Origin of the sequence: Flavobacterium cupreum, assembly GCF_003996965.1 — a bacterium.
GTDB lineage: Bacteria > Bacteroidota > Bacteroidia > Flavobacteriales > Flavobacteriaceae > Flavobacterium > Flavobacterium cupreum.
Window position 1 is genome coordinate 305,496 of sequence record NZ_QWDM01000007.1, and the last position, 12,341, is coordinate 317,836.

Annotated in this window: 7 protein-coding genes; all 7 read left to right on the plus strand. The window is 39.2% G+C overall.

The genetic code is table 11. From position 1 onward, the window contains the following. Positions 1–447 precede the first annotated feature (447 nt). The 7 genes from glmM (at position 448) to D0817_RS13200 (ending at position 12,255) form a co-directional block, all read left to right on the plus strand. On the plus strand, positions 448–1,830 hold the full coding sequence (gene glmM / locus D0817_RS13170; RefSeq protein ID WP_127338833.1) for a phosphoglucosamine mutase: 1,383 nt from the start codon (positions 448–450) through the stop codon (positions 1,828–1,830). 657 nt (positions 1,831–2,487) lie between these two features. Beyond that, the gene (locus D0817_RS13175; RefSeq protein ID WP_127338834.1) at positions 2,488–5,736 is read left to right on the plus strand and encodes a SusC/RagA family TonB-linked outer membrane protein; all 3,249 of its coding nucleotides are present in this window, start codon (positions 2,488–2,490) and stop codon (positions 5,734–5,736) included. A gap of 10 nt (positions 5,737–5,746) precedes the next feature. Continuing rightward, positions 5,747–7,222, plus strand: coding sequence for a RagB/SusD family nutrient uptake outer membrane protein (locus D0817_RS13180; RefSeq protein WP_127338835.1), 1,476 nt, complete (start codon positions 5,747–5,749; stop codon positions 7,220–7,222). 58 nt (positions 7,223–7,280) lie between these two features. After that, complete coding sequence (locus tag D0817_RS13185) at positions 7,281–8,648, plus strand: DUF4832 domain-containing protein (protein ID WP_127338836.1); 1,368 nt, start codon at positions 7,281–7,283, stop codon at positions 8,646–8,648. Between the two features lie 28 nt (positions 8,649–8,676). Further along, entirely contained in the window at positions 8,677–9,549 is an 873-nt protein-coding gene (locus D0817_RS13190) for a PKD domain-containing protein (RefSeq protein ID WP_127338837.1), read from the plus strand. 175 nt (positions 9,550–9,724) lie between these two features. After that, a complete protein-coding gene (locus D0817_RS13195; protein ID WP_161568433.1) occupies positions 9,725–10,822 on the plus strand; it encodes an acyltransferase family protein in 1,098 nt (365 codons plus the stop codon). Between the two features lie 56 nt (positions 10,823–10,878). Beyond that, positions 10,879–12,255: a Gfo/Idh/MocA family protein gene (locus tag D0817_RS13200; RefSeq protein ID WP_127338839.1), complete on the plus strand. Its 1,377-nt coding sequence runs from the start codon at positions 10,879–10,881 to the stop codon at positions 12,253–12,255. Positions 12,256–12,341 lie beyond the last annotated feature (86 nt).

Below are 12,341 nucleotides of genomic sequence, written 5' to 3' on the forward strand. Positions count from 1 at the left end.
TGATCATTCGTGTAATTCGCGGCAAAAAATCACTCTAATCCCTTAATCTGTGGCAAAATACACACAACTTACTTTAATCAAGAAGCTTTGCGTTTTAGTTTTTAGTCTCAGTCTCGGTTTAAGCGACTGTTAAGTGCAAAACGGGAAGTTATTCTACGATAGAGAGTTTGCCACGAATTACACGAATTCACACAAATTATTCGTGATCATTCGTGCAATTCGCGGCAAAAAATCATTCTAATCCTTTAATCTGTGGCAAAAAAAATCACAACTTTAATCACAAAGCTTTGCAACCCTTGCTACTCAAACTTCAGCACAAAACCTTTGCGGACTTTGCGGTTGAATTAAGCACAAAGCTTTGCGATCCTTGCCACTCAAACTTCAGCATAAAAAACCTTGCGAACTTTGCGGTTAAATTTTTAAGCATAAATAATAATCAACATAAAAATGGCTTTAATAAAATCAATTTCAGGAATACGTGGCACAATCGGCGGAGTTGTAAATGAAAACTTAACGCCCGTGAACGCCGTCAAATTCGCTGCTGCCTACGGCATGTGGCTAAAAGGGCAAAATCAAAAAAAAGAATTAAGTATCGTTTTAGGGCGGGATGCGCGGATTTCGGGAGAAATGATCAGCAATCTGGTTGCCAATACGCTGACAGGTTTAGGAATTAATGTCACAGATATTGGCCTGTCGACCACACCAACGGTTGAGGTTGCCGTGACCTTAGATCAGGCAGATGGCGGAATCATCATCACCGCAAGCCACAATCCAAAAGAATGGAATGCCTTAAAATTACTGAACGAAAAAGGCGAATTTCTGAATGCTGCTGAAGGAGAAAAAATCCTGAAAATAGCGGAAGAAGAAACTTTTGTCTTTTCAGAAGTAGACGATCTCGGGAAATACGAAAAGAAAGAAGGTTATATAAAACGACACATTGAAGAAGTCTTAAAATTAGAGGTAGTAGAGGTTGACGCAATTAAAAAAGCAAATTTCAAAGTAGTGGTAGACGCGGTAAATTCAACAGGCGGAATTGCGATTCCGGCTTTGCTGGAGCAACTAGGTGTAGCCTGTGTCAAATTGTACTGCGAGCCCAACGGTCATTTTCCGCACAATCCCGAACCTCTGAAAGAACATCTTACCGATATTTCGGAATTGGTGGTAAAAGAAAAAGCCGATTTTGGAATTGTGGTAGATCCTGATGTGGACCGGTTGGCCATTATTTGCGAAGACGGGTCTATGTTTGGCGAGGAATATACGCTGGTAGCCTGCGCTGATTACGTTTTAGGAAGAACCAAAGGCAATACGGTTTCCAATTTATCTTCTTCAAGGGCGTTACGCGACATCACTTTAAAACATGGCGGAAAGTATCAGGCCAGTGCCGTGGGAGAAGTTAATGTCGTGGAATTAATGAAAGCTTCTGATGCCATTATCGGAGGAGAAGGAAACGGAGGAATTATTTATCCCGAATCCCACTATGGCAGAGATTCGCTGGTAGGTGTTGCTTTGTTTTTATCACATTTGGCGCAGCTTAAAATTTCGTGTAAAACACTTCGTGAAAGTTATCCGGATTATTATATGAGCAAAAGCAAAATTGAACTGACCCCGCAAATTAATGTGGATGAAATCCTGGAAAAAATAGCGCAGAAATTCAGTACCGAAAAGCCAAATTGCATCGACGGAATCAAAATTGATTTCGAGACGGAATGGGTGCATCTGAGAAAATCAAATACGGAACCCATTATCCGAATTTACACCGAGAGCATTTCACAAAAAAAAGCAGACGAATTAGCTCAAAAATTCATTGCTGAAATCGAAGAGTTACTATAATTGTTATGGCACTAAATTTCCTTTTTTAAAATTAGGATTATCATTTCAAAATTCAATTAAATGCCTGATTTAGATATAGAAATGTTAATTTCTATTGCGTTTTTTAATTAAATGAATTTCAAATTAAAAGACATATTTTTTAAAGTAAAATTAATTTTTTCTGGTAATTATTTAAATTCCTTCATGGTGAAATTTAAAAATAAGTAGGAATTTAATAATACTTTTTCTAAAAAATGTGTTCGAAAACACTTTTTTTATGTGCACGAACACATTTTCTCGATTTTACCATTGTTTATTAAAAAATATTATTTAGTTTAGCCAATAATAAGTTAAAAAAGAACTTTTTTTTCCTCTTTTCGAAAGTTGAATTTGACTTTAAATACTAAATAAAAAAGAACAGAAAATTTTAGAAATATATCATCTCGGAAGGAGTCAGAGAACTGATAATTGAGAAGAAAGAAAACGCACAATAAAGAATAGATTAAAAAAAAATAACCAAACGAAAACAAGACAAAAAACAAAAACCGAAAAAATTATGAAACCAAAAGAAACATAACCTGAACCTCTTCGCTTTGTGTCTGCTAAAATTCCTAACCAAATTTTTTTACCCACACAAAGTATGCTTTTCACATTAACCATTAAACTAACCAGAATAATATGAAAAAAAGTAACAAGTTACTGTACGGTAACTATCAGGAATTAAAATTTAATTTAAAAGCAATAATTACAGTTTTAGTTCTGATAGTCACTGTTGTTAAAGTAAATGCTGCATCGTCCACGGATAGCAGTAAAAAATCAGAAATTACAAATAAAAAATCAGAAGCCGATATTACCATTAAAGGTGTTGTTCTCGATGAGTTGGGACAGCCAATGATTGGAGTAACGATTGTCCCGAAAGGATCACCAAGAGGCACAACAACTGATTTTGACGGAACATTTACAATCATCGTTCCTTCCAATACAGAAGCTTTAGTATTTTCTTATGTAGGCTATGAGAACAAAGAAGTTTTGATCGCCAACCAGACGAATATCAAAGTTTCTATGGCACCTTCATCAAAAACCTTAAATGAGGTTGTTATTGTCGGATACGGAACCCAGAAAAAGAAAAATGTATTAGGAGCAATGTCTTCCGTAAAAGGAGAATCACTGATTTTATCTTCGGCACCTTCTGTTTTAACGGCACTTCAGGGAAAAGTAGCCGGTTTGCAGATCATGCAGAACAGTGCACAGCCAGGAGGTGGATTTAATATTCAGATTCGTGGTGCAGGTTCTATTAATGCCAGTAATGATCCTTTGGTTGTTATTGACGGATTTCCGGTAACAAATTTACAGCAGCCCGGAACAGGAAACCGTTACGACGGGGGTACACAGAGTATTCTAAATTCATTTAACCCAAATGATATTGAATCGATTGAGGTTTTAAAAGATGCCAGTGCTTCTGCCATATACGGTGCAAGAGCCGCAAACGGAGTCATTATGATTACGACTAAAAAAGGAAAAGAAGGCGATGTAAGAGTCGATTATTCCGGTTCTTATTCCTTCCAGAAATACAACGATAGCTATGACGTTTTAAACTTACAGGAATGGATGCAGCTGCGAAACGATGCTTCCAAAGAAAACTGGGAGTTTATCAACAGGGTATATCCGTATTCATCCAAAACTCTGGAGGAAGCAAATGCGGCTCCGGTAAACGGAATTCCTTACAAAAGAGTGTATTCTGACGAGCAGATCAGAAATGCTGGAGCGGGTACAGACTGGTTGTCACTGGTTACAAGAGACGGAATGGTGAAACAGCATAATTTATCCTTACGAGGCGGAACCAAATCTACCAAATACTTTTTATCAGGAAATTTATTCGATCAGGAAGGTATTGTAAAAAACTCCGGATTAAAAAGAAGCACGGTTCATTTTAGTATCGATCAGAAACTAACGGACTATATTAATTTTGGTATGAACATGACCAAAAGCCGTATTAAAAACCAAAATTCACAATTAGGAGGAGATCAGTTCGAAAATTCCGGAATTATCAGGTCAGCGATTCAGCAGGGACCAAACATTGTGGCGATTGATGAGCTTGGCAATTATCCAATTAATCCGGATAATGCTTTAGAACCAAACCCTTATTCCTTATTAACTATTTCTGACGAAGGTGTGATTGACAGAACCATGACCAATTTTTATGCGGAGATAAAACCGTTGAAAGGTCTTACAGCCAGATTTCAGGCCGGTTTTGATCAGGGAAATACCAGCAGAAATACCTATTTACCAAGAACGACCTTATACGGTGCATTGGAAAACGGTAAAGCATCTATCAATTCACAAAAGAAAGATGATGATTTACTGGATATCATCTTAACCTACAATACAAAAATAGGGGACAACAATTCCTTTACTTTTATGGCGGGTTATTCTCAATCTACCTTTAGAAATGAAAGAAGCACATTAGGAAACAGTAATTTTATTACCGATTCTTTTTTATGGAACAATATGAATGCAGGAGCGGGAACAAAATTAACGACATCCTCTAAAAACGAAGATAGTTATCGCTCGTATTTTTCAAGAATCAACTATTCGTATAAAGACAAATACCTGTTGACGTCTACGATACGTCGTGATGGGGTAAGTTTTTTTGCTGCCAATAAAAAATACGCTTTGTTTCCTTCTATTTCAGTAGGATGGGATGCTGCGCAGGAGTCTTTTATGACTCGAATCTCAGATTATGTTTCACAGCTTAAATTTAGATTTGGTTACGGGTCGGTTGGAAATTCTGCCGGACTTTCTAAAGGTGCCTTTTATGCGCAGCCGGCTTATCTAAATGCCGATGAATCTATCTGGACCGGAGTATTTGCAAGCCGTTTGGAAAATCCTGATTTGAAATGGGAAACCACGACAGAAAAGAATTTTGGTGTTGATTTCGAATTATTAAACCAAAGAATTTCAGGTTCGGTAGAGGTATATGACAGGGTAATCTCAGATCTGTTGATGGAAAAACCAATCAATAGCTACCATGAAATAAATACGGTTTGGGCTAACATTGGAAGTACACAAACCAAAGGGGTTGAGGTTACCATAAGTACCGTAAATGTCCGTACCCCTGATTTTAAATGGAATACAACTTTTACCTACTCCCAATTTAAAACCAACTGGAAAGAAAGAGCGCCGGACTGGAAACCATCGGTTTACATGAGTTATAACGATCCGTTACGTGCACAATACAGTCAGTTATCTGACGGAATCATGCAGATTGGCGAAGTAGTGCCGGCGCAGCCTGATTTATTTCCGGGACAAATCAAAATCAAAGATATCAATGGTTTTGTAAGAGACGGAGCCGGAAATCCGGTAACAGATGCCAACGGTGTATTTTTAAGAACCGGTGAAGCGGATGGAAGAATTGACGAAGCCGATACGGTTTTACTGGGCTCGGCAGATCCTGATTTTTCAGCAGGTTTAAGCAACACGATTACCTGGAGAGACTTTCAGCTGAATTTTGTTTTCAATGGAATGTTCGGTAGAAAAATAGTAGACCAGACCGATTTTGCCTACGGTGTAACCGCAGTAGGAGTAGCGCAAAACGGAAGAAATGCGCTTCGCAGCGTATATGACAGATGGACACCTGATAATCCGACCAATACACGCCCAGCGTCACATTTTGGATACACACAATACGGTTCAGGAGATTTCTTCCTGCAGGACGCTTCCTTTGTTCGTCTGCAAAGCGTATCATTAAGTTATAATCTTCCAAAAAGATGGTTTGGAAAATACATGCAGGGGGCAGCTGTCAGAGTAGACGGGCAAAACCTTTTCATCATTACCAAATATGATGGTATAGATCCTGAAACAGATGGTTATGCAGCAGCATATCCAAATGTAAAAACATACACAGTAGGAATTGATCTTAAGTTTTAATAAAAAAGAGATGAAAAATTTAAAAAATTATACAATAGTTTTACTATTACTGGTTTTCTCAGGATGTAGCGAAGATATAGAGTCTGTTAATTACGATGAGATTAACCCAAGTATTTTCCCCAGTTCAGAAGCAGATATTCAGGCTATAGTAGCGTCAGCATATTATCCGCTCAGAGGATCTTACGGAAACGGAATTCATTCGACTTCAGAAAACGGACTTATGTTTATACTCGATGCCACAACCGAAATCCTACAGGGACCTTACGGTGTACAGCAGGAAGCCTCTTTGCACAGTTACAAAGCCAGTTCTACCGCTTTTACCCGATTTTATGATGTGTTCTACAACAAGATCAGCAGCATGACTTTGAGTATTGACAGAATCGAGAACTCAAAAGTAAACGAGCTGATTAAAAAACAGGCCATAGCCGAAATCAGATGCGCCAGAGGATTGTTGGCCTATGAACTTTTTGATTTGTACGGACCGCTTGTGGTGGCACCGCTTGAAGTACTTAAAAATCCATTGAAAGAAGAGCCTTTGGCAAGATTGTCAAATGCCGAAATGGTAAATTTTATTGAAAATGATTTAAAAGCGGCCGCTGAAAATTTAAAATCTCCTGCCGAAACACCTTACGGAAGATTAAGCAGCGGAATGGCAAGAATGGTGCTGGTACGTTTGTACTTACACGAAAAAAGATGGGCTGAGGTAGAAGCTCAAACCAATGCGATCATTGGTATGAATTACTACGGATTAGAAGACGATTATGTGGGGCTTTGGGATGTGAAAGCACCGGTAGAAAGCAGGGAAGTAATCTGGGCAGTTCCGGCAGATTATGCAGGAACCAGCGAAAACCAATGGCAGTTGATGTGTTTGCCGGCTAATTTTCCCGGAAGAGGAGGTTACGGTACCATTCAGAGTTCCTGGAAATTTTACGATTCTTTTGAAGCAACAGATATTCGAAAAAATGCACTTATTGCCGAATATACAGGTACAGATGGTGTTACATACAACAGGGCAAATCCTGCCAATTATATGCAGTTGGGACCAATTCCGTTAAAAATTGATCCGGATGCAGCGCGAACAACCGCTTTAACAACAGTAGACATTATCGTATACCGTTATCCGGATGTGCTGTTATCTAAAGCAGAAGCACTGGTAAATAAAACCGGAACGCCTACACAGGAAGCCATAGATTTGGTCAATGTGGTACGAAAAAGAGCCAAGATCAGCGAATTGCAATTGGTAAATTATGCTACGATAGATAAGTTTAACGATATGATCCTGTTGGAAAGATCTCATGAATACTGGTGTGAAAACGGGCAATACCGTTCCGATTTGATCAGACACGGGAAATTTACAGAACATGCCAAAGCCTTAAACGGAGCAGCAAGCCAAAGTGAACCTTACAAAGCATTGTTCCCTTTTTCATTAGCCAGAATAAGTGAAGGTAAAGGTAAATTTATACAGAACACCGGATATATAAACTAAGACGGTCATCACGCTTTGTGAATAAAATAAAGTAATCAGATAATTTAATTCTATAAAAATGAAACATTTACTAATCGTAATTGCTCTTTTCTTAAATATTGCCTCGGGCTGTCAGAGTGATGGAGGCGGCAATACGGAAGAACAAGCCGTAAGCGGAACTGAAAAGGTTACCTATACAGTTTCTAATGAAGTGTTTACAAATCCGGAACGCGGGTTCATGCACACGTGGCAGGTAAACGCCGAAGGAGCAGCCATAACAGCGGCATCTTTAAACAATCTTAAAAAAGAAAATGTAAGCCTGATTCTGCGTTTGTATTATCTGGAGAAATTTAAAACCACTCCGCTAAGCCAGGCACAATTAGATCTTATCAAAACCGATTTTACCCGTTTGAGGGAATCGGGTTTAAAATGTGTGCTGCGTTTTGCCTACACTGATGCGCAGGATGGTACAGATGCTTCGGTTGCCGTTATTTCTGGACATTTGGATCAGTTAAAACCAATTCTGGAAGAGAATAAAGATGTGATTGCCTTTGTTCAGGCTGGTTTTGTCGGAGCCTGGGGAGAATGGTATTATACCACGAACCAGCTGACTACGCCGGCGAATAAAAAGATAATCCTCGATAAACTGTTGGAGACTTTTCCAAAAGAAGTAAAAATCCAGGTACGGACTCCAAAAATCAAACAGGACTTCGTGGCCACTACAACCGCTATGGATGCGACAGTTGGTTACGGAACCACCAATACGGCCCGTTTAGGTTTTCATAACGATTGTTTTATGGCAAGTGTAGACGATTATGGTACGTATGTTAATGTTACGGCAGAGAAAACCTACATCAGTAATGAAGCCCTTTTTGTCCCAACAGGAGGTGAAACCTGTCCGCCAACCGACGTTCCGGTAGCGAGCTGCAGTATTGCTGAAAAAGAAATGACCATGTTAAAATGGACGTATTTAAATCTTGATTATTACGGTCCCGTTTTGCAGGAATGGAGAAACAACAACTGTTTTACCGATTTCGAAAGAAAGCTGGGTTACAGACTTGCCCTGGCGTCATCGAGCATCAAAAAAGAAGCAGCCTTAAACGGAACTTTAGAGTTTAATGCACTGTTTAACAATTCAGGTTTTGCCCCGGTTTACAATTCAAAAAATACATTCTTAATCCTGAGAGCCACTTCCGGCGGTACGGTCTATAAGAAAAAACTAAACTTTGATGTTCGAAAAGTGGCGCCAAGAGTGACTTTCGACCTGAAAGAATCGGTATCCTTATCCGGAATTCCGGCGGGAACTTACGAACTGCTTTTAAAGATTGAGGACAACTCTTCAAAACTGGCAGACAGACCGGATTATTCGGTTCGCCTGGCGAATACAGGAGTATGGGAAGCTTCAACAGGTTTCAATAAATTATCACAAACGGTTATCATTAAATAGTTATTAAAAACATTTAAATTAAAAAACCATGAAAAAAATAAAACTAACCCAATACATCACAATGCTCGCTGCATTGTTACTACTGGCAGCGTGTTCCAGTGATAATGCATCGTCCGATTCGGCATCAAAACCCGTAGCAGATTTTTCATTTACGAACGACGGGAGCACTTTTACCTTTACCAACCTTTCTACAAATGGTACCAAATACAGATGGGATTTTGGAGATCTTTATTATACATCAGGAGAAAAAGATCCGGTGTACACCTATAAAATTGGAGGTGAAATAAGGGTTTCGCTAACCGTTACAAACGAAGCCGGAGAAGAATCATTTATTACAAAAGTTATCACTGCACCGAGAATTATAATCATCGACATTAAAATCGACGGAAAATTTAAAGACTGGGATGATGTGGCCGTAACAGATCAGAATGCCTCCGGAAACGGCTCTATCCAAAAAATTAAAATCTGGGCAGGTGGTCCAAATGTGAATGTGTATTTAGAAGGAAACAAAAAAATGCTGATGGAATTGGTTGATATGTTTATCAATACCGACGGCAATACGCAAACAGGATTTTTACATGGTTCATGGCCGGGAGGTTCCGGAGCAGAATTTTTATTTGAAGGTCCGGTAGTAACCAACGGCTGGGGTGCATTCTACAATCACACCGATCCGAACGGAGGATGGGGCTGGAGTGCCATTGCAGGTTCCGGTGCCAATTTAACGGCATCTTCTCTGGTAAGCCTTTCCGATACTACGAATGCAATTGAATTTAGTATTCCAAAATCACAATTAGGAACTTTAGGAAGTTCAATAGGTATTGCAATTACCGAAATGACCTCAGGATGGGCAGCAGTTGCCAACTTCCCGGAAGGACCTAAATTTTCAACATTAGAACTTTAGTTTGTCATCGATAGCCGGTCAAATGTGCCATTAGAAGAAGGGTTTTTTGAAGATTTAATTTTTGAATCTAATGGCATATGCTATCGAGTAAAAATAATTTTAAAAGTAATCCCTGATGTTTTGCTATTGGGGATTGCTTTATAAAAAGCCAGTTATACAGCAATTAAGATATAGCATGAATAAAACCATACCCCATAACCGACTGATGTCTGTAGATGTGCTGCGTGGATTTGATCTTTTGATGATCATCGTGGCAGACCGTTTTTTTTACAACCTAAATACAGCGGCCAAAACTAATTTCACAAAGAACCTGGCAGACCAGTTTGAGCATCCGGAATGGATCGGTTTTCATTTATACGATGTTATTATGCCGCTGTTTCTGTTTGTGGTCGGTGTTGTTATTCCGTTTTCATTGGGAAAAAGAAACACGGAATCCGGATCGGACAGCAGATTGTACCGCCATATTTTAAGGCGATTTGTGATTCTGTTTATTTTAGGGTGGATTGTTCAGGGTAATTTATTATTTCTGGATCTTTCCAAATTTCAAATATTCAGCAATACACTTCAGGCCATTGCGGTCGGGTATTTACTTTCGTGCATTGCGTATCTGAATTTATCCAAAAAAGGAAGGTATGTCTTCTTTATCAGCTGTCTGGTTTTATATGCGCTATTATTGTCAATTCCAAGCTTTTTCGGGCACGCTTTTGAATTACTGCCCAATAAAAACCTTCCTATTTATATTGATCAGCAGGTGTTCGGTCGTTTTTACGATCAGACCCAATATTCATGGTTATTAACGGGTTTGGGATTTACGGCCACCACCATGTCAGGATTGTTTGCAGGCGAATTGCTTTTGTCTTCGTTGTCAAGGCAAAAAATAGCCGGATATCTTTTTATGATCGGTATCGCGGGAATCGCGCTGTCCTTAATCATAGGGATATGGCATCCCATTATTAAAAAAATATGGACGAGTTCCTTTGTTATATTTTCCTCCGGAATAAGTTTTGTTTTGCTGGCTTTATTCTACTGGCTTGTTGATGTAAAAGGCTATACAAAATGGGCCTATCCGTTTCGGGTTATTGGCCTTAATGCCATCGCCGCTTATGTGGGTTCGCATGTTTTAAATTTTTCCCTGATAGCCAAACAGGTTTTTTACGGCTTCGAACAATTCACAGGAGCTTATTACGATGCATTTTGCGATTTGGCAGGTTTTGGAATCCTTTATTTCATACTTTGGTACATGCATAAAAATAAGACCTACATAAAAGTATAAGCAAACAAATAATAACGAGTAACTCACCTCAATATAGTATCAAAAAAACAAAAAAAATGAAAAGTTCAAGTTTAAAAATTTTATTGATAGCCTTTTTACTATTGAAAATTGGCGATGTATCTGCACAACTCATCAAAACAAAAGCACCCAAAAGAGACAAAGGCCAGACCGATGTGTTGCGTTTGGCTACGCCGGCAATTCCTGTTGTTCACGTAGCTGTTGTTGGTTTAGGAATGCGTGGCACAGGAGCTGTCGAGCGTATTACCCATATTCCGGGAGTAGAAATTGTGGCACTTTGCGATATGGTTGAAGCAAGGGCAAATGCAGCCAACGACACTTTGGTAAAACACGGAAAGCCAAAAGCAGAAGTGTTTTTCGGAGAAGATTCATGGAAAAAAGTAACCGCACTTAAAAACGTGGATCTGGTCTATATTGTAACCGATTGGAAACATCATGCCGGCATTGCCGTTCAGGCCATGAAAGACGGTAAACATGTAGCGGTAGAAGTACCGGGCGCTTTAACCATGAAAGAAATATGGGACATCATCGATACTTCAGAAAAAACACGTAAGCATTGTATGATGCTTGAAAATTGTGTCTATGATTTCTTTGAACTGACCACCTTAAATATGGCACAGCAAGGTTTGTTCGGAGAGATTCTTCATGCGGAAGGTTCATACATTCACGGTTTACAGCCGTACTGGAATGAATACTGGAACAACTGGCGTATGGATTACAACCGCAAACACAGAGGCGATGTTTACCCGACACACGGAATGGGACCGGCCTGTCTGGCGCTAAATATTCACAGAGGGGATAAAATGAATTTTCTGGTTTCGATGGATACCAAAGCAGTGGGAAATCCTGCGTTCATCAAAGAAAAAACAGGGGAAGTGGTAACCGATTTCAGAAACGGGGATCACACCATGACCATGATTCGTACCGAAAAAGGAAAAACAATCCAGATTCAGCATGATGTGACCAGTCCGAGACCGTACAGCAGAATGTATCAGTTATCAGGAACGAAAGGATTTGCCAATAAATATCCGGTTGAAGGCTATGCTATCGATGCAAAGGAAGCAGGAGGGGAGATTTCTAAAAATTACCAAAATCTGAATGCAGAAGAATTTGTATCGGAAGATGTCAAAAAGATATTAATGGAAAAATACAAAAATCCAATTGTGAAAGATATCGAAGAAATGGCCAAAAAAGTAGGAGGCCACGGCGGAATGGATTTTATAATGGATTACCGTATGTTTCACTGTCTGCAGCAGGGACTTCCTTTAGATATGGATGTGTATGATCTGGCCGAATGGTCTTGTCTGAGCCCGTTGACCGAAATTTCGCTGGACCATAATTCAGCCCCGGTTGAAATTCCGGACTTCACTCGTGGAGGCTGGCAAAAATTGAATACGGTTGAGTTTTCAAAATAAGAAAACGTAGTAATTGAATAATTTGGTTTTTATTTGTAGTTAGATTTAAAGCTTCTGTTGGTAACAGAAGCTTTTTGTATGATATT

Excerpts from the sequence above, each read along its gene's own strand:
- glmM (WP_127338833.1), top strand. The coding sequence starts at position 448 with ATGGCTTTAATAAAATCAATTTCAGGAATACGTGGCACAATCGGCGGA.
- D0817_RS13175 (WP_127338834.1), top strand. The coding sequence starts at position 2,488 with ATGAAAAAAAGTAACAAGTTACTGTACGGTAACTATCAGGAATTAAAA.
- D0817_RS13180 (WP_127338835.1), top strand. The coding sequence starts at position 5,747 with ATGAAAAATTTAAAAAATTATACAATAGTTTTACTATTACTGGTTTTC.
- D0817_RS13185 (WP_127338836.1), top strand. The coding sequence starts at position 7,281 with ATGAAACATTTACTAATCGTAATTGCTCTTTTCTTAAATATTGCCTCG.
- D0817_RS13190 (WP_127338837.1), top strand. The coding sequence starts at position 8,677 with ATGAAAAAAATAAAACTAACCCAATACATCACAATGCTCGCTGCATTG.
- D0817_RS13195 (WP_161568433.1), top strand. The coding sequence starts at position 9,725 with ATGAATAAAACCATACCCCATAACCGACTGATGTCTGTAGATGTGCTG.
- D0817_RS13200 (WP_127338839.1), top strand. The coding sequence starts at position 10,879 with ATGAAAAGTTCAAGTTTAAAAATTTTATTGATAGCCTTTTTACTATTG.